Origin of the sequence: Herpetosiphon sp. NSE202 (assembly GCF_042688385.1) — a bacterium.
In the GTDB taxonomy this organism is placed as follows: Bacteria; Chloroflexota; Chloroflexia; order Chloroflexales; family Herpetosiphonaceae; genus Herpetosiphon.
In genome coordinates this window covers 348110-368395 of the sequence record NZ_JBHUPY010000007.1, presented here as the reverse complement: position 1 = coordinate 368395, position 20286 = coordinate 348110, and the positions used below count along the sequence as shown (strand labels likewise).

Here is a 20286-nt window from a genome sequence, read left to right as displayed (position 1 = left end):
GCTAGGCAAATTTTTGTGATTGGTTGCTCGGCTAGAAAGGAGAAGCAGATGGGATCTGATGCAGAGGTACATCTTTTTGATTATCAGGTTTATCGTGAATTGGTTGTGCCCGCTATCCAAGCCTTTATCAAAACGGGCGTTGCGGCCCCATGGCTGGGCGCGATTATTCAGGGCAGCAATAACGTGATGCTTCCTGCCTATCGTGAGCACTATGCGGCTAAATTTTTGCATGGCGCTGATTTCCAAGCGCATTGCAGCTACCTTGATCACGATTGGGCTTGGAATGGCCAGCATCAAAGCGCTAAAGCATGGTTTGTCGAATGGAAAGAGCGTGCTTGTCGTTCAAGCAACTGTGTTGAGATCAATCAATGTCCGCTGCACACGAGTCGGCAGCAGGGCGTGGCTGATGATCTGATGTTGCTCTTCGCTGAAGTTGTTGATCTGCTGTGTTTAGGGCCAAGCATGTTTGTTGGGCGCACCGTTACCATGCGCTTTTATCAGGCTTGGTTGGAGCAACAAGGCATGGAGCCTGCACATCCAGCCTATCAATTATTGAATCGTTTGGGCCAACGGGGCTGGGTTATTGGCTATGGTTGGGGTGGCTCAGCAGAAGGGATTCATGGCTGGCTTGATCCAGCAGAAACTGCACGTTTAGCCTACCACCTATCAAAACTTGAGCTACCAGCGATCAAACCAAGCTTAGAAGCGATGCAGCAAGCCCTAAAAACATTTTGGAATCAAGATTTGCGCGCAGAATATTTTCCGAATGTGGCGTTTGAGGCATTGGGTTTAGCGTTTATCCGTAATCTGGCGCTTTTAGCCATGCAACAGCAACGTGGGCTGATATGGGTTAATAGCTAAAAACATCGGGCGGGTGCTATCAGTCGATTGCACCCGCCCGTGTTTGCTGTGTGGAGAGGTCTGGCATAAGGGAAACCGTGCAGCCTGCAAAAAAGATACGGCTCGCGATCCAGAATCTCGAAAGATCACCCCTTGGGGTGATAAGATTGGGCTAACCACTGCGTTTTAAGGGCGTGCCCCCAAGGTTACCTCGACTGTTTGCTCTTGCTCACCCCGAATAATCGTCAAATTAACTTTATCGCCAACCCGCGAATCGTTGATATGAGCAATCAGATCGTCGCTTGAGCGAATGCGTTCGCCATTGAAGGCGGTCACAATATCGCTATCAATAATCAATTCAGCGCCTTCAACTTGGATGCTGTTGGTGCCCAAGCGAATGCCTGCCTGATCGGCGGGGCCATCGACAACCACATTGGTGACGAGTGCACCTTGATTGACTGGCAATTTCAATTCTTCCGCCAATTGCGAGCTAATCGTGAGCATGCTCACGCCCAAATAGGCCGAATCGTGCTTGCCAGTTTTAATCAAATCTTCAACAATGATTTTGACCGTATTTGCAGGTACAGCATAGCCAACCCCAGCAAAGGCTGGTGCAGCCGTCGGATCGCTGACCCGAATCGCGGTATTGATGCCAATCACTTCGCCGTTGCTGTTGAGCAAAGGGCCGCCGCTATTGCCAGGGTTAATGGCCGCGTCGGTCTGAATGATGCGGCTGATGCGAAATTGGCCGCCATTGGCCAAGGTGCGCCCAGGCAACGAACGCCCTTCGACCGCGCTGACAATCCCCAAGGTCATGGTATTTTGCAAGCCAAAAGGATTGCCAATTGCAATCGTATCTTGGCCAACTTGCACCTCGCGCGAGTTGCCAAAAACCATGGGCGCGATGCTGCTTACTTCCTCGGCCTCAACCTTAATCACCGCAATATCGTTATCTTGATCAGCGCCGCGCAAGCTTGCTGGCACTTGGCGACCATCGGAGAAGGTGACAAAAATGCGGGTAGCGCCTTCGATGACATGGTTGTTGGTGGCGATATGGCCTTGATCGTCGACCAAAAAGCCTGAGCCAAGCGCCTCTTGGGTTACTTCTTGGCTGCTTTCGCCAGCAACTTCAGTATCGATGCTCACGACAGCAGGCCCAACCCGCTTGTACAAATCGATACGAGCTTGCTCATCGCTAAGATCATTGCTTGGGGTGGTATTAACCGGGCTGACGGCAACTGGCGTTGGCTCAGCTGACAGAGTTGTATTAGGATTTGTACTTTGCTCAGGAGTTGCTTGCTCATTTGGCGCAAAAATCCAAATCAAGATACTGCCCAGAATACAAAGCCCTAGTGGAATAAGAAATGCTGGAATCAAAACACGCATGCTGCGTTGCTTCATGCAAAACATCCTTTCTGCATAATCACCGAAAATGGTGTAGGCTGCATGCTATAATTTTATCGCAAAATTTATTTGTGGGGGTCAGGGATTAGGGGTCAGGGATCGGGAATATGCTGATTTTAACCAGCCCCCATTCCCCAGCGACCATTCCCCAAACGACTATGGCACAATCAAACAGCGATCAACCACAATTAACTACTCGGCAGGAACGGCGTTCGGCGCGGGCTGCTCGCCGTCAAGCGCGCCCATGGTGGCTCAAAGCACTGATTCTTTTGGTGCAACTGCTGCTGATTGGGGTATTTTGCATCCTTGCAGCTGGCTTGGGTGGCTATTGGTATTTTAGCCGCAATTTGCCCTCGATTGATAATTTGGGCACGCATCGCGCCTTTGAAACCACCAAACTCTATGCCCGCGATGGCACAACCTTGCTGTATGAGATTTTCGATCCTAACGCTGGCCAACGCACGGTCGTGCCGTTCAGCGCCTTCTCCGAGTATCTTAAACAGGCCACAATTGCGGTCGAAGATAGTAATTTCTATACCAATCCTGGGGTTAATTTGCCTTCGATTGCCCGTGCAGCGCTGGCCAATTTGACCGACCAAGAAACTGGCCAAGGCGGTGCTTCGACGATTACCCAGCAATTGGTGCGCAATGTGTTGCTTTCGCCAGAAGAACGCGGCCAGCAAACGCCCAAGCGCAAAATTCGCGAGGCAATTTTGGCCTATCAAATTAGCCAACGCTATTCCAAAGATCAAATTTTGGCCTTGTATTTGAACGAAATTCCCTATGGCAATAATGCCTATGGCGCTGAGGCCGCTGCCCAAGCCTATTTTGGGGTTAGCGTGAGCGATTTAAGCTTGGCCCAAGCAGCGATGTTGGCTGGCTTGCCTCAATCGCCATCGCAACTTGATCCCTTGGTTAATGCCGATGCCGCCAAACAACGCCAAGAGATCGTCTTGGCAGCAATGGTGCGCAACAATATGATTACCAAGCAGCAAGCTGAACAAGCCTTTGCTGAAGTATTGTATGTCAAGCCGTCGCAAGTGAATTTAACTGCACCGCACTTTGTGTTTTATGTGCGCCAATTGCTTGAAGCGCGCTATGGCCCCGAATTGCTCTATCGTGGCGGCTTGCGAGTGACCACGACGCTTGATCCGCAATGGCAGGCAACCGCTCAGCAAGAGGTGCAGCAACGGGTCAGCGAAATTACTGCCCAAAACGCAACCAACGGCGCGGTAGTGATGCTTGATCGCAAAACCAACCAAGTCTTGGCGATGGTCGGCTCGGCTGATTACAACAATGCGGCGATTGATGGCCAAGTGAATGTGGCTTTGGCCGAACGTCAACCAGGTTCGGCACTCAAACCGTTTGTCTATGCGGCGGCGATGATGCGCGATTGGACGGCGGCCAGCGTGCTTTGGGATGTGCCCACCGAATATCGCTTTGCTGGCGGCGAAGTCTATGCGCCCAAAAATTATGATCGTAATTTCCATGGGCCAGTTTCGATTCGGGTTGCCTTAGCCAATTCATTCAACGTGCCAGCGGTCAAAACCCTCGATCATGTGGGTATTGATGAGTTTTTGCGTTTGATGCAGCGGGTTGGCATCAGCACCCTCGATGATCGCCCCCGCTATGGTTTATCGTTGGCGCTTGGCGGCGGCGAAGTAACCCTAATGGAATTGACCACTGCCTACAGCGTGTTTGCCAACGAGGGCAATTATCGACCTGCCTCAACGATTTTGAAGGTGGTCAATACGCGGGGCGAAGTGCTCGAAGCTTGGAGCGAACCACCAAGCCAACCAGCCTTGGGGCCAGATGGCAATGGTTTGGCGTTTATTGTTTCAAGTATGTTGAGCGATAACCAAGCCCGCGAGTGGATGTTTGGGCCTGACAATGCCATGGAATTGCCCAACGATCGGCCTGCGGCGGTCAAAACCGGCACGACCGACGACGACCGTGATAGCTGGACGGTTGGCTATACGCCGAGCGTGGTGATTGGCGCGTGGGTTGGTAATAGCGATAATAGCCCAATGGATGCAGTGCCTGGCTCATTTGGTGCTGCCGTGATTTGGAATCGCCTGATGACCAAGTTCCACGAAGGCTTGCCAATCGAGCAATTTACGCCACCAGCGAATGTTGCCGAGCACGAAGTTTGTATTCCAACTGGCACCAAACCATCGAAAGCCTGCCCCAACATTCGCAGCGAATATTTTGTTAATGGCACTGAGCCAGTCGAAACCGAAAATGTCTATCGCACGATTCGGGTTGGCCCAAGTGGCGATTGTGTGGCCTTGCCCGACCAGCCAGGCGAAGATCGGGTGTTTGCAATCTATCCCGATGAGGCGGGCAATTGGGGCGAAACTGGCGGCTTGGGAACTCCGCCAACCAAGCCTTGTGCTTTGGTGAATCCAACCAATGCAGGCAACGCCAATGTTCCAATTGCCTTGATCGAGCCAACAGATGGTGCAGCCTTAGCCGCGCCAATTCGCATTCGCGGCAGCGCTGCTGGCGATTATACGGTTGCTTGGGGCACTGGCGCGAATCCTAGCAGCTGGACGACGATTATCGAAGGCTTTGGCGGGATTTCCAATGGCTTGTTGGCAATTTGGAATGCTGATGGCTTGCCCGAAGGCGAGTATAGTTTGCGTTTGTTGGTTGAGCAAAGCAATGGCATGAACGAGCAACGAGTCACGATCTATCTTGATCGAACTGCACCAACAATTAGCATCACGGTGCCAGCTACGGCCTTGCGCGGCCAATCAGTGCAGTTTCAAGCCAACGCCCAAGATGATCGCCAGCTTGCCAAGGTTGAGTGGACGGTCAATGGCGAGGTGTTTATGCGCGATCAAGCGCCCTATAGCCTTGATTTTAGCCCAACCCAAGCTGGAACCTATCGCGTTGTCGCCACAGCAATCGATCAAGCTGGCAACCGTGTAACCAGCAGCGTCAGTGTATTGAGCGTGAAATAAGTTCCCTCACCCCCCAACCCCCTCTCCCACTGGACGCGGGCGAGGGGGAGCCGACCCTTGTTTACCAATCTCCCACGGCGCGGGCGAGGGGAGCTGACCCTTGGAATTGTGCAAGAACATATGAAAAGCCCCTCTCCCGCTGGGCGGGAGAGGGGTTGGGGTGAGGGAATTTAAACCAACCAGCGGGCCGCAGTAGTTGCGAGCTCAGAAAGCGGCTTGCGCTGCACGGTGCAATCGGGCAATGATTCGAGGAATTGGCGACCATAGTTTTTGCTGAGCAAGCGCCGATCAAGCACCACCACAATCCCGCGATCATCTTTGGAGCGAATGAGGCGGCCAAAGCCTTGTTTGAAGCGCAAAATCGCTTGCGGCACTGAGTATTCAGCAAAAGCATCGTCGAACCCCTCGGATCGCGCCGAAAACACTGGGTCGTTGGGCACGCTGAAGGGCAACTTGGTAATCACCAACACGCTCAAGGCATCACCAACCACATCCACGCCTTCCCAAAACGAGGCTGTACCCAACAAAACCGTGCGTGGGTCAGATTTGAAGCGTTGGATCAACGAACGCCGCGAGCCATCCATGCCTTGCGCTAAAGTCGAAATATCCGCTTGCTCAAGGCTTTCGCTAATGCCATGGTAGGTTTGGCGTAGCGATGTATTGGCGGTGAACAAGGCTAAGGTGCGGCCACCAGTCGCTTTACATAAATTAATTAATGCGTCTTCCATGGCGCGTTGATAATTGCGCTCATTGGGTTCGGGCATATCGGTTGGCAAATAGATTAAGGTCGATTTGCTGTAATCGAATGGCGAATCGAGCTGCATGGCTGTGGCTTCATCTAAGCCCAAGCGTTGCTTGGGGTAATCGAAGCTATTACTGACCGAAAGCGTGGCTGAAACCAAAATATTGGCCCGTTTCTTCATCCAAAGATCTTCGGTGAGCAACGGCCCAACATGAATTGGCGCTGCTTGGACCAACAATTCGCGGCGGCGTTGATCGGCGGTGAGCCAGGCCACGGTCTCTTCGTTGCCATAAATCACCAGATCAAATTGGCGTTGTAATTCGCCGCAGGCATTGACAATGCCCTTGACCCGCATCACCAAATCGTCGTAGCCATTAATATCGCGGCCTTCGAGATTATCCAAAATTGCTTGGAGTTTGCCAAAACCATCGCCAATTTTGCGCAAATTAATGCTCAAATTTTCCCATGTTTGCTCAACTTGGCTCCATTCAGCATGGCGGCGAATTTTGGTAGTGATGCGCAATTGAGGATCGTATTGGGTTACGCTGCGATCTTTGGCCATAATATCGTTGAAAATGCTGAACAATTGTTGGGCTGCATCGCGGGCTTTTTCAACATTCGGGCGCACATCGGCGCTAATATCTTCGAGTTTGCGTTGCTCTTTATGGTCGACCGTGCTCAAACGGAAGAGTTGCGGCCACTCGTTGAGCACGCCGCTCGCTAAACGTGCGCCGCCTGTGCTGTGCATATCGTTGAGCAAGCTGTTTAAGCTGTGTTGCGAAATCCGAAAGCCCAATTGGTCGGTGGCAACATCTTCGAGGTTATGCGCTTCGTCGATAATCAAATGATCGTAGCGTGGCAAAATGCCAGGCGATTTAACATCGGCCATCAACAAGGCATGATTGGCAACCACAATATGGGCGTTTTCGGCCTCAGCGCGGGCCTTGAAGAAGAAACATTCGTTGTAGAGCGAGCAGCGTTGGCGCAAACATTGGTCGGGATCAACATTAACATTATTCCAAACCTGCTGTTCGCCTTGAATCAGCATTAATTCCGAGCGGTCGCCGTTGTTGGTTGATGGCAACCACAGTTGCAACTTCAACAAGCCACGGGTTTGATCTTCGTTGTGGTCTGGTTGGGCGCGAAAGGCTTCGTAGCGCTTCAAACATAGGTAGTTGCTGCGACCTTTGAGCTGCACGGCGCGCAACGCTGGTGCTTGGTCGGGATGCTCTGCCAAGAGCGCTTGCACAGTCGGAATATCTTTGGAACACAGCTGATCTTGCAAGTTAATCGTGTTGGTCGAGATGACAACCCGTTCGCCGCGTTGGCGTGCCCATTGGGCGGCGGGCACGAGGTAGGCCAAGCTTTTGCCCGTGCCGGTTGGCGCTTCGATCATCAAGGTATCGCCTTGATTGAGCGCTTCGGCGATAGCAACCGTCATTTCGATTTGTGGTTGGCGTGGCTCGTAGCCAGGAAACATGCGGCTAAAGCCACCTTCGGCCCCGAACATTGCGCCAATCGCTTGGCTATCGAGCAATTGTTGGTTGCCAGTTGGTTCAAGCGCAATCGGACGCACAATTGGTTTGGGCTGAAATTCAATTGGTGCTTGCCAGACCGTTTGCACGCGGCGTTTGGCAATTTCGCCAAATAATTTAGCCAGCGGCCATTGCAATTTTTGGGTAGTTTGAGCGATGTTATGCAATTCGGCAGCCGATAATTCAGCCAATTTATCGAGCAACGCAGTAAACACCAAGCGACTCGCTTCGGCATCGGCCAAAGCGCGGTGGGCATCAGGATGGGCAATTTGCAAATGTTCGGCGATCGTTGAAAGCGAATAATTGGGCAATTGCGGAATCAACAAGGTCGCCAAATCGAAGGTATCGTAATGCGGCTGGGTGACTTTTAGCCCTTGTTGCTGCAAAAAGCGCAAATCACCATCAACCGAATGACCAATAATTGGATAGCTTTTGAGAAATTTGGCTACTTGGCCACCAATGCTATTAAAGCTTGGCGCGGTGGTTAATTCGTGAGCATCGATGCCAGTTAAACGAGCAATTTTGATTGGTAGCACCTGTTTGGGTTTGACCAAGGTTTGGTAGGTTTCGAGAACCTCGTTGCCACGAAATTTAACGGCCCCAACTTCAATAATCTCATCGCGCCCTGGTTCTAAGCCAGTTGTTTCCAAGTCCAAGGCGATATATATCGGTTCCACAGATGCTCCTCGCTAGCAAGCTCGATGTCGCTCAAATGTTTTGCCATTATACCTGTTCTAGGCCTCAAAACAAGTCGATCGAAGGTCTCATTTTGGTTTATTCCCTCACCCCCCAGCCCCCTCTCCCACTGAACGCGGGCGAGGGGGAGCGAAATAGTTGAAGTTTCGTCATCCACTGAATGCGGGCGAGGGAGAGCATCCGTGATGCACCAAGGAATTGGGAGAGAACCACGCGGTTAAAGCCCCTCGCCTGCTGGGCGGGAGAGGGGTTGGGGTGAGGGGATCTTAATACCAGCCATTTTTTAGCTAAAACTTTCTAATCTAAAATTAATATAAGATAGATTGACAATTATTATCAGGATAGGTTACACTTTTTCGTAGATGAACTGATACTTCGCGAGGTATTGATGAATCCTATCTTGACTCAATGTCCAGTTTGTATGGGCGAACTCACCAGCACTCGGTTGGAATGTGCAATTTGCAACACGGCGATTGAAGGCCAATTTACGCTCGGGCGCTTGGGACGTTTGACCCGCGAACAACTCAGCTTTGTGGAACTCTTGGCCCAACATCGGGGCAACGTCAACCAAGTCGCAGGCTCGTTGAATGTGTCGTATACGACAGCGCGAATGCGCATGGACGAAATCGCTGCTGCTTTGGGTGCGCCGCCCTCAATTTCGCGACCTGATTCGCGCGAGGTGTTGCGGCAACTTGAAACCGGCGAACTGAGTGCTGAAGAAGCGCTCAAACTGCTGCAAGGCTAGGAAGGTATTCAATGGCAACCGAAGAACGCATGCGCATTTTGCGCCTGATTGAAAATGGCCAATTGACTGCCGAAGAAGGCGCACGTTTGCTTGGCGTGATGGAGCCAAACAATCGAATTTCTCGCCCAGTGCGTGCTCAATGGGTGCGCATTCGGGTAACCGATTTGAAGTCCAACCATCACAAAATCAATGTCAATATTCCAGTTGGCTTGATTAGCATTGGCTTGAAACTCGGTGCACGCTTTGCTTCCAACAAACATACGACGCTTAACTTTGACGAAATGTTGGAAGCAATTCGCGGCGGTATGACTGGCAAAATCGTTGATATGGAAGATCTTGAAGACGGCGAACGTATTGAAATTGTGGTTGAATAAGGAGTCTGAGCGATGCAACAACGTATTAATATTGGTACGAATCCAACCGTGGCGGTTCGCATTTGTGAAGGAAACTTACGGGTTATTGCCCACGATCTCGCCGAAGCCTGGTTTGATGTTGCTGAAGATGAGATTAGTTTTCGCGCCCAAGAAGGCCATCTTTCGATCGAGCGCTGCTCCGATGATTTGGAATTGCGCTTGCCCCATGGCACAACCTTGACCCTAGAAGTAGTGCAAGGCGACCTGGATATTAGTGGGATTGCGGCAGTTCACACCCGCCAAATTGAAGGCGATCTTAATATTCGCGATGTGCAAACCTTCGAAGGTGCTTCGGTGCAGGGCGATGCGGTATTAACCAAAAGCGCCAACATTACCATCGCCAACATTGATGGCGATCTCAAAATCTATGAGAACGCTGATACTGTGGTAGTCAAAAATGTCAATGGCGATGCAAAAATCGGCCAAGTGCATAACCTGACGATTAGCAATATTCATGGCGATTTGAGCGCTAGCGATATTACTGGTGATGTGGCAGTTACTCGGGTGAGTGGCGATGCAACCTTGCGTGGCCTAATCAAGAGCCTTGCGCCAATTCACGTTGATGGCGATTTGAAATTAGGTGTCAATTGGTTCCCTGAGCACGTCTATCACGCCAATGCGAGTGGCGATCTGATTTTGGAAGTTACCGACGATGCCAATTTGACCGTCAACGGCTTTGTGCAAGGCGATGTTTCCGGCATGGCCGACCGTGAGCCTGGTGGCATTAGCCTGACCTGGGGCAATGGCTCGGCTCGGCTCGAAGTCAATGTACAAGGCGATTTGAGCATTCGTGGCGCTGCGGCAGCAGGCCAATCGAAGAGCGTGGGCAGCGGCAATTGGGGCGGCAACTGGAATTGGAAGAGCGATGATTTCAACCGCGCAATTCGCGATTTCACCGATGACCTAGCCTCGATGGGCCGTGATATTGCCGCCCAATTCAGCGAACTCAGCCGCGATTGGCATGGTGGCAAGGGCGAAAAGGCTGCTGAACGCGCCCGCCAAGCCACCGAACGCGCTGCTGAACGGGCTGCCAAAGCCGCCGAACGTGTCAGCGTGCGGATCAACGAACGCGAATATCGTTTCGACCCTGAGCGAATCGAGCGCTTGAAAGAGCAAGCCAAACGAGCTGCTGATGAAGGCATTAGCCGCGCTTACGAGGCGATTGGCCAAGCCTTGGGCAATATCGAGAAAAATGTTGCTCGGCCAAATGCGCCACGCCCGCCAGCGCCACCAGCAGCGCCAAATGCGCCAGCGCCACCAGCAGCGCCAAATGCGCCACATCGCGTCTCGATTAGTGAAGATGATGGATCATCATCAAGCCAACACGTGGCCTACACCGGCGATACCGTGCGGATTACGCCAGAGCAAGCAGCAGCTGCAGCGCAGGCCGCACCTGTTGCCCAAGCAGCTGAAACTCCAGCAGCCGAAGCTCCAGCAGTTGATAAAACCCAAGAACGCTTGGCGATTTTGAAGATGGTGCAAAGTGGCAAGATTAGCGCCGACGAAGCAGCGCTCTTGCTCGAAGCATTAGGCTAAAATTTGCTCAACAGGCGGGCTAGTGTGCTAGCTCGCCTGTTTTTCATTGCTCGCTGACTGGGTTGCGTACCTCGGCAACGCTCATAGTTTTAAGCAATTGCAAAAATACCTCAACCACCATTGGATCAAAATGCTTGCCCGATTCCGTTGCGAGATATTCCATAATCCGCTGATCCGACCAGCCCTTGCGATACGGACGATCAGAGCGCAAGGCATCCCAAACATCGACCACGGCAAACACCCGTGCAGCCAAGGGAATCGCTTCTGCTTGCAAGCCCTTGGGATAGCCCGTGCCATCCCAGCGTTCATGATGATAATGCGGAATATCGAGCGAGCCTTGCAAATAGAGAATTGGCGCGAGTAACTGGTAGGCATAGACTGGATGGCGGCGCATAATCACCCATTCATCATCATCGAGCGGGCCTGGCTTGTGCAAAATTGCATCGGGCACGCCCATTTTGCCAATATCGTGGAGCAACGCGCCGCGCCGCACATGAATTAATTCCTCTGCGCTGAATTTGCCCATTGCTGCTGCAAGCTGTTCGGTCATCCACGTCACGCGCTGGGTATGGCCTTCGGTCTCGTGATCGCGCAGATCCAAGGCCCGCGACCAGCCTTCAATCGTCATATCGTAGGCGCTGGTAACTTCATGATTGATCTGTTGCAAATGCTGGAAGAGCAGCGCATTATCCAAGGCGGCGGCAACTTGGCTGGCATAGGTTTGCAGCATATCGTTGCGTTCAGCTTGAAAGAAATCGGCTTGGTTGCTTTGCAAATTGAGCATGCCAAAGGTGTGATTATGGCTGACCAATGGAAAAGCCATGGTCTGGCTAACACTGTCGTCAAGCGGCTCGACTGTTTCTATTTCAATTTGGATGCTTGGGAGCTGCGGGTCGTTGTGATTGGTGTGGTCAAGCAATTGATCGCTTTGATTGAGCGTGAGCCAAGCCCGTTGCGCGCCAAAAATATTAACACAGCTATCCGCAACATCGCGGGCCAGTTCTTCGACTTTGAGCTTGGTGGTTAAGCGTTGCGAGCTATAGTAGAGCGCAGTGAGGGTTTGCATTTGCAGGTCGAGCTGCTCACGGGTTGCTTTGTATGAGCTAAGATCCTCGATCATGGCGATGGTAAAGAGTGGGTTATCGTCGCTATCTTGCACCAACGAGGCACACAAACGACCCCACACAATCCCGCCATCGGAGCGTAAAAAGCGTTTTTCAATTTGATACGAATCGCACTGCCCAGCAAGCAACTCTTGGTTTAAGCTCATTTCAAATTCACGGTCATCGGGATGGGTAAAGTTGATAAACGGCTCGTGTTGCAAATCGCGTTCGCTAAAATTGAACAACATACAGGCGGTCGGGTTGGCGCGGAAGGCCACACCATTGGTATCAATTAGGACAATGCCAATTGCTGCGTGCTCAAACATTGCGCGAAAACGAGCCTCGTTGGTACGTAAAGCCTGTTCAGCAGTGCGTTGGCCGGTAATGTCGCGCAAGGTCGAAATGGTCACCAACTCATCGTTGATCGATTGCAGATCAACATTGACCAAGGCCCACACTAAATCACCATCACGGTGGCGAAACGCCATTTCAAAATCGCGAATTTTGCCGTGTTGTTGGGCCATTTGAATGATGTCGGCACGCTGATTGGGATAAGCATACAACTGTTCGAGCTTGAATTGCATAAATTCTTCATTGCTATAGCCCAGCATGTGGCTGCCAGTTGGATTGACCGCGATGACTGTGCCATCCATTTTGGCCATACCAATCCCAATTGGCGTAGTTTCGAAAAGTAGGCGATATTGGGCTTCAGAATGGCGTAATTCAGCTTCGATTCGTTGGCGTTCGTTCAACTCAGTTTGGGCTTTTTGCAAGGCGTTATAAACCAAGCGCCCACTGACAATTTGAAAAACCAGCATCAAGCCAAAGTAAAAACTATAGCTGAGCCAGCGCGAAAATGGCGTATAAACAATTAATGGCTTTGGCAGCAGTTGCTGGCTTTCGAGCACTACTGCGGCTAAAGTTACACCTAAACTGAGCAGGGCAACCAGCAAGCTAGCGCGTTCGCTGAGCAAAAAGCTGGCAGCAAAAATAACAAAAAAATAGGCAATGATCGAAGGCGACGCAATTCCGCCAGTGGTGAGCATCAAACCGCTAAATACTAGCCAAAATAAGCCAACAAACAGCTTGGCTGCGTGATCAAGCTGGTTGCGTTTGACTAAGCTCCAGAGCCAAACACAGATCAGATTGACCACCCCAATGACTGCTAGGCGGGGCCAGCTAATGCTTGCCTGCATCAAACTTAACAGAATTTGAACGGGCGTAAAAACAAAAAAGACACCCCTCAGCATCACCAGCAATAACTGTTGGCGTGCTTGAGCATCGCTTAATGTGCTTGGAATCAACGAGCACCAATGCATAACTCTCACCATAGGATGAACGAAACTAGCGTAATTGAGCAATGTTGGGCCGGAACGAAGCTAGATTAGTTGGAGAACAGCGTAGCTTAAGTATACTATAGGCTTGGTATACGTTGCAGGCCAATATTGCCACGTTCTTGACAAACAGCCCAAAGCGTCCGACCATACCTATTGTTTGTGTGAGGAACGCTCCCATGCATTTTCCATGCGATCTGCGCGCTTATGGGATTGAATCGCATTGGCTGAATACTGCGCCAATGACCCGCCGCTTGCTGTTTGTCTATGCTCACCCCGATGACGAGAGTTTTGGCAACGCTGGCACGATTGCCTATTATGCCCATCACGGGGTTAGTGTGCATTATATTTGTGCCACCCGTGGCGAGGCTGGCGATGTTGACCAAAGTTTGTTGCATGGCTACGGCGATATTGCTACGCTGCGGGCAACCGAGTTGGGCGATGCAGCTAATGCGATGGGTTTGGCCGCCTATCACTTTTTAAATTATCGTGATTCGGGTATGGCTAACACGCCCGCTAACGAGCACCCCGAAGCTTTGGTGCAAGCCCCGGTCGAAGCAGTTGCCGCCAAAATAACCGCCGCAATTCGAGCAATTCAACCACAGGTGGTGATTACCTTTAATGAATATGGCGGCTATGGCCATCCCGATCATATTGCCATCCACCATGCGACCCATATGGCCTTCGAGCGCGCTGGCGCTGGCTCGTGGTTGCCCGAACAACTTGATGCTGGCTTGCCAACTTGGACTCCGCGCAAACTCTATTACTCGACCTTTAATCCCTTGATGATTAAATTGATGGTGCGGGCATGGCGACTTTCGGGCCGCGACCCACGTAAGGGTGGCAATAATGGCGATGTTGATTTTGTAAAGATCTTGGATGCGGTTAATCCGCCAACCGCCAGTGTTGATTGCTCAAGTGTGATTGACCAAAAAGTTGCTGCTTGGCAGGCTCATCGCAGCCAACTTGGCCAAATGGCGCTGAGCTTTAAACTGCCACGTTTGTTGCGTCAGCGCTTTCTTGGCCGCGAGCAATTTAGTCGGGTTGTGCCAGCCCCCAACGGCCACGAGCACGATTTGTTTGCAGGCTTGTAAGGCGAATGGAGGCTGGGGATCGGGGATCGGGGATCGGGCTATGAGCTATCGGCTATATGTGGGTTCATTAGATTGGGAATAAGTAGCATGCCCTCACCCCCAGCCCCTCTCCCACTGAACGCGGGCGAGGGGAGTAAGTGCCGCGTGGTTCCCCCTCGCCCGTGGGCGGGCGAGGGGGCTAGGGGGTGAGGGGATCAGGCTATGGTTAACGCCAAAAGCCCATAGCCCATCGCCACTCATGATTGAATAGAGAGGAAGAATTTCGATGCAACCACAACGAGAGCGAGTCAAACTTGGCAAGGATCGCAATTGGTGGCGGGTGTTGCCAGTGGTGGGGGCGCTGGGCTTAATTGGTTTGATGCTGGCGCTGACATTGATGCCCAATGAGCCTGATGCGCCACCAATTGAACCAAGCGCTGTGGCCTTGCTTGGCTCGCCAACGCCAAGTATTCAACCTAGCCCGACCTTGATTGCTGCGCCGTTTCCTACCCGCCCTACAGAGCCACCATCAATTCGGCTCGTGCCCGATAAACTGGGCGAGATTCGTTTGGTGACGGTGCAACCAGAACTTGCGCTGACAACCGTTCCTCCTAATTTGCCCGGTGATCCGACTCGCTTACCTACGATTGTGCCAGTGATTGAGCCAGCACCAACCAATCTACCAGCCGCAACCGTTACGCCGTTGCCAGCGCCAACTGCGCGCTCAACGCCAGCCAGCCAAAGTCAGCGCTATGCGATTGTGCATAATCCTGCGGGCCATAACCTCGTGCGAATCGACTCCAATAATTTGGTTTCGATTGCTGCCGTTGATGCCTATGCCGACCGCTTTATGGCCTTGTTGCCTGCGCAACAACGTGTCTTGATTCCGCGCAATCAGCAATTGGTTGCGCTTGATTTGGCGACTGGTCGCGAACTATGGCGCTATGGTTTGTTGCCCAAAACGGCGCTTGATTATACAAGTCACTTGACGCTTGATCAGGCTGGCACTGGGGTCTATCTGATTGAAATTAATCAAGCAACGATGACCTGGCGTTTAAGTCACCTTGGGTTGAATGATGGAATTTTGCTGCAACCAGCCCAAAATTTTAAATTGCCAGCAGTTGATCAACTGTTGCGCACTAGCACTGGCCATATTTGGTTTTCCACACCGGAAACCCTATTTCACTATGACCCTGCAACCCAAGCCTACCAAGAATTTGGTTCACTCTCCAATGCTACAATTTTGGGCGATGGCAGCCAACCGTTATTGGGCGTATTTCGTAGCCCAACAACATTGAGCCTGATCAATTGGGCAACTGGCGATGAGCGTTCAGTTGAATTAGACGCAAGCCCATTTGAGTGGATGCCCAGAGCAGGCTTTTTATCCAACGATCAAACGATCTTAGTTATTGATAGTGCGGCTCCGCCTACCAGTTCGTTCAGCGCAAATGATGACTATTTAGCCTATGATCTGCAAACTGGCCGATTGATTGCCACGATCAAGCATGATATGTTTAGCAGCCTCTATCCAACCAATAGTGCCGATCAATGGTTAGTAATCACGCCTGATTATGTGAGTTCCAAACGCGATCTTAGCCTTTGGAATATGGCAACCAATACGTTGACCCAAGTGGTTGAGCCAACGATCATTGGCGATAATGGCATTCTGTGGCTTGGCGAGGTTAGCGGTGTGCCAATTGAACCGCTTGCAAGTGAATTTCAAGCAGCGGTTACGCCCTTGCCTAGCCCTGTTTCGATCTATGAACAGACAGCTTTGCCAACGATCGTGCCTGCTACGACCAAGCCCGTGGCCTTGATTGCTGCTAACGGTGGCATTCAGCGGATCGATAGCGACTTGCACACGGAGTTACTTGCCGATTTTGTGGTGCGCACGTTTCCGCGTTACAATCAGTTGCCCTTAGTGCTACAACGCCCCCAATCACGCCAGTGGCAAATGCTCGACCTAAGCACCCAACGAACTGTGGAATGGCAATTTGAAAAAATTGTTAGTACTGGTGAGTTGGATTTTGACCCCTTGCTGGCACCCGATTATCGCAGCTTGCTGGTGATTGTGGGCCAAGATTTACAGCGCAGTGATCAATTTACTGGCTCCAGTCAGTTAGTTCAGATTAATGTGCAAACCGGCGCATGGAATATTCTCGCTGATTCAAGGACATGGCCTGAGTTGCAATGGGCTAAACCAATTGCATGGCACGGCGATAGCGCTTATTTTCTCCAAGCTGGGCCGAACCCGCAGGTGCTTTGGCGGGTGCAATTAGGCCCACCGTTTCAAGCCACAAAACTGGCCGAAATTCCCAGCGTTGTTGCCAATGATCCAGCAGTTACAAGTGCCCCAATCTATGCCAGGATCATTGTTTCTCCCAACCAACGCTGGTTGCTCTATCCCCTGGCAACGGCGAATAAGCAAACCATGTTGGTGAAGGTGCTCGATTTGGTCGCGCAACAAAGCCATGAATTGACGCTGCCATTGATCGATCTGGTGGGCTTGAGCTTTGCGCCCGATGGTGAGCGTTTTGGGTTAATTCTACCAAGCTTGAACCCCAAGCATGATCACTATGTTGGCTTGTATGAATTTGCGCAGCAACGCTGGTATCAGCTTGATGCAGGCTTTTATGCTCATAGCCAAGACCAGTTTTTATGGTCGCCTGATGGTAAGTGGCTAGCGGTGAATTTTGGTTATGTTGGGCTTAAACGTCGCCTGAGCATCTATAATACGCAGCAACCAAGCCTAGCTTTGCGTTCGCAGATTGAGCCGACTGAGCATCGATTATTAGCCTTAGATAACGATGGAAAAACGCTCATAACTGGCCAACCTTGGAATCCGGCCTTTACCCAGTTGACATGGCGGGAGCAAGAATGGCAAACTGAGTGGCGCATGGCTCCAATGGAAATCAATATTGAGACGATTCGCTATCTGTATCCGCGTTGAGGGTTGGGGATCGGGGGTTGGGGATCGGGGATGAAGGCAAAAGGCAAAAGGCAGAAGGCAAAAAATCTGTGACTACAATCTATGCTTCGGGCAATTCGTGGCTAAAAAAGGAAACCTTCGTGTGCTTCGCGGTTCCCAAAGCCCATAGCCTATAGCCACTCATGATTGAATAGAGGAGCAATATCGATGCAACCACAACGGGAACGAGTGAAACTGAGCAAGGATCGTAATTGGTGGCGGGTATTGCCAGTGCTTGGTGCGCTGGGCTTAATTGGCTTGATGCTGGTGCTCACATTCATGCCAAGTACGCTTGATGAAGCGCATGTTGAAGCGAGTGCGGTGGCCTTGCTTGGTTCAGCTACGCCAAGTATTCAACCTAGCCCGACCTTGATCGCTGCACCATTTCCTGCCTGGCAACCAGAGCAATCAGCGCCGCCAATCCAAGTTTTGCCAGCAGACCCAGGCGAGTTTCGCTTAGCGACGATTGAGCCAGCATTCACCAGCGTTCCAACCAAGGATCTGCATGATGCTGAGTTGTTGCCAACGATTGTGCCCGTTATTCAACAACCAACAACGACGATTCCCGCAGCAACGCTTGGGCTTCAAACGCCTACGCCGTTGCCAACCCTCACTGCGCAAGCTACGCCAGTTGGCCAAACTCATAGCTATGCAATTATTGTGCGTGCTGATACAGAGCAATATCAATTGGTACGAGTTGCGGCCACAGGCTTTGTGCCAATTGCGACCGTCGATGAGTATGCAGCAAGCTTTATGGCACTGTTGCCCGAGCAACAAACCTTGCTGCTGCCGCGCAATCAAAGCTTATTTGCAATTGACATCAAAACGGGCCAGCCGCGTTGGAGTATGCAATTATTGCCCAAAAACCAGTATGAACATAAAGCGATGCTGACGATCGATCAAACTGGCAGCGGGGTCTATGTGCTTGATCAGAGTAGCGTTGATGCAAGTTGGGCGTGGAGCCATCACACAATTCAGGATGCTCAACTGCTTGCTGGCCCAAGCTCATTAACTCTCCCAGGCCATAGCCATATCATGACCAGCGATGGCAAGATTTGGGGCATCGAAGAGGATAAACTGTTTCAATTTGACCCCATAACCATGGCTAAACGCGATGTTGGTGCGCTTAATAAGAATGAGATTGTTGGTGATGGCACACAACCATTCTTAGGCGTGTTTCGTGCACCAACCACGTTGAGCCTGATCGATTGGGCGAGTGGCAATGAGCAGCAAGTAGCATTAAATCCGCCGTTTCAAGGCAATCTGCTCAGCGCCATGTTCTCGCATAACCAACAAACCTTGGTGGTTAAGAGCATGATCAGTAGCGATGATCCACGCGTTGACGATCGGTATTTCAGCTCGGTCTACAACCTGCGAACTGGGCAGTTGCTTGGGATTAGCGAATTTGACAGCCTTAGCTCAATCTATCCCGGCATAACTGCCGATCAATGGTTCATCTCAAGCTTCGATTGGGAGCGTGAGCAGCGGTTGGTTAGCCGTTGGAATGTAGCAACCAATAGCTTGACCGAGGTTGTTCCGGCTTCAGTGTGGGGCGATCATCGCATCGCATGGCTGGGTGAGATCGCTGGCCCGGCGATTAATCTGGCGAATAGCGAATATCAAGCGGCGGTTACCCCATTACCAACCATGGTGCCAATGTATGATCAGCCGAATTTGCCAACGATTCAGCCTCCAAGCATTCAGCCAGTGGCAATTTTTGGCGATCGGCTTGGCCTAGATTTACGCTTGCAACGGCTATCGTCTGATCAAACGCTTGAAGTATTGGTTGAGGAAGGCGCTAGGCTGTTTGAGCGCTATAATCAGCCGCCCTTAGTGCTGCAACACCCCAAATTAACAACATGGCAATTGCTTGATCCGGTGAGCCAGCAAATTGTCGAATGGAAATTTGAAAAGATTCTGAACGACGAAAGTTTTATCGACAGCATGCTTGCGCCAAATTATCAAAGCATGGTGGTGGTAGGCCAAGATATGCGCAGCAACGATCAATTTATCGGGGCAAGTCAACTGCTGCAAATCAATACCCAAACTGGCGAATGGAATGTGCTCGCCGATTCACGCACCTGGCCAGAATTGAAATGGGCTAAGCCACTTGCTTGGCAAGGCGATAGCATCTATTTTCTGCAAACCAGCAAAAACCCGCAACCGCTTTGGCGGGTGCAGCTCGGGCCGCCATTCCAAGCCGAAAAAATCGCTGAAATTCCCGCGATTGTGGCCAACATTCCTGATGTGAGCAATGCGATTCTGGCCCGGGTGTATGTTGCGCCCAATCAACGCTGGCTCATCTACCCGCTGGCGGCTGCTAATAAAACGATGCTGCTGCGAGTGCTCGATTTGGTTAAGCAGCAGAGCCACGATATTGCTCTGCCCTTGCTGCCATTAGCCGCCGATGCGCTGAGTTTTTCGCCCGAAGGCAATAGCTTTGCTTTTATGTTGCCAACAGCTGATGGCAGTAGTGCTCCGGCCTTATACCAGCTTGAGCAGCAACGCTGGTATCAACTAGATTCAGGCGCGTATTCCGAGAGTAGCGAAAGCCCATTTTTATGGTCGCCTGATGGCCGTTGGTTGTTGCTGGATTTTGGGAATATTGTCCGCGAACAACGGCTTGGCGTTTATAACGCCCAACAACCAAGCCTCGTATTTAGTACAAAGCGTGATCCGCTCAAAAAACCAGTAGCCTTGTATAACGATGGCAAAACGCTACTGGCCCAGCATTTGTGGCAACCAAGCCTTGAACAACTTAGCTGGGATGGCCAAGCATTGCAGATTGATTGGCGGATTAGCGAGGATGTTGGCCTTTCCGAAGAGATTTATTATGTGTATCCACGTTAATTGAATAGAGGGGCTGGGGATTGGATCACAGGTTATGATCCTCAGCCCCCGACTCAGCTTGGCATCAGCTTGCTATCATTG

Annotated in this window: 11 protein-coding genes; 8 read left to right on the top strand and 3 right to left on the bottom strand. The window is 51.4% G+C overall.

Annotated features, from left to right (window positions below; translation table 11 throughout):
• Positions 1–48: 48 nt before the first annotated feature.
• On the top strand, positions 49–861 hold the full coding sequence (locus ACFMKP_RS11195) for a hypothetical protein (RefSeq protein WP_382291825.1): 813 nt from the start codon (positions 49–51) through the stop codon (positions 859–861).
• Positions 862–1026: 165 nt separating this feature from the next.
• On the opposite strand, the gene ACFMKP_RS11190 is transcribed toward ACFMKP_RS11195, so the two are convergent.
• The gene (locus tag ACFMKP_RS11190) at positions 1027–2241 is read right to left on the bottom strand and encodes a S1C family serine protease (protein ID WP_382291823.1); all 1215 of its coding nucleotides are present in this window, start codon (positions 2239–2241) and stop codon (positions 1027–1029) included.
• Positions 2242–2351: 110 nt separating this feature from the next.
• Here ACFMKP_RS11190 and ACFMKP_RS11185 point away from each other — a divergent pair, with 110 nt between their 5' ends.
• Entirely contained in the window at positions 2352–5210 is a 2859-nt protein-coding gene (locus ACFMKP_RS11185; protein WP_382291821.1) for a penicillin-binding protein, read from the top strand.
• Between the two features lie 170 nt (positions 5211–5380).
• Here ACFMKP_RS11185 and ACFMKP_RS11180 read toward each other — a convergent pair whose 3' ends face one another.
• Entirely contained in the window at positions 5381–8164 is a 2784-nt protein-coding gene (locus tag ACFMKP_RS11180; RefSeq protein WP_382291819.1) for a helicase C-terminal domain-containing protein, read from the bottom strand.
• A gap of 407 nt (positions 8165–8571) precedes the next feature.
• On the opposite strand from ACFMKP_RS11180, the gene ACFMKP_RS11175 reads away from it, so the two are divergent.
• Genes ACFMKP_RS11175 through ACFMKP_RS11165 form a run of 3 tightly spaced genes read left to right on the top strand, consistent with a single transcriptional unit; the run spans position 8572 to position 10877 of the window.
• Entirely contained in the window at positions 8572–8928 is a 357-nt protein-coding gene (locus ACFMKP_RS11175) for a DUF2089 domain-containing protein (protein ID WP_054532367.1), read from the top strand.
• Positions 8929–8939: 11 nt separating this feature from the next.
• Positions 8940–9302, top strand: coding sequence for a hypothetical protein (locus ACFMKP_RS11170; protein ID WP_054532368.1), 363 nt, complete (start codon positions 8940–8942; stop codon positions 9300–9302).
• Positions 9303–9314: 12 nt separating this feature from the next.
• Positions 9315–10877 (top strand): hypothetical protein, encoded by a 1563-nt coding sequence (locus ACFMKP_RS11165; RefSeq protein ID WP_382291816.1) that lies wholly within the window; start codon positions 9315–9317, stop codon positions 10875–10877.
• Between the two features lie 43 nt (positions 10878–10920).
• On the opposite strand, the gene ACFMKP_RS11160 is transcribed toward ACFMKP_RS11165, so the two are convergent.
• A complete protein-coding gene (locus ACFMKP_RS11160; RefSeq protein WP_382291814.1) occupies positions 10921–13299 on the bottom strand; it encodes a PAS domain S-box protein in 2379 nt (792 codons plus the stop codon).
• Between the two features lie 194 nt (positions 13300–13493).
• Between ACFMKP_RS11160 and ACFMKP_RS11155 the strand changes: the two genes are divergently transcribed.
• The 3 genes from ACFMKP_RS11155 (at position 13494) to ACFMKP_RS11145 (ending at position 20205) form a co-directional block, all read left to right on the top strand.
• Complete coding sequence (locus tag ACFMKP_RS11155; protein WP_382291812.1) at positions 13494–14408, top strand: PIG-L family deacetylase; 915 nt, start codon at positions 13494–13496, stop codon at positions 14406–14408.
• Between the two features lie 265 nt (positions 14409–14673).
• A complete protein-coding gene (locus tag ACFMKP_RS11150) occupies positions 14674–17337 on the top strand; it encodes a hypothetical protein (RefSeq protein ID WP_382291810.1) in 2664 nt (887 codons plus the stop codon).
• 186 nt (positions 17338–17523) lie between these two features.
• Positions 17524–20205 (top strand): hypothetical protein, encoded by a 2682-nt coding sequence (locus tag ACFMKP_RS11145; RefSeq protein WP_382291808.1) that lies wholly within the window; start codon positions 17524–17526, stop codon positions 20203–20205.
• Positions 20206–20286: the final 81 nt, after the last annotated feature.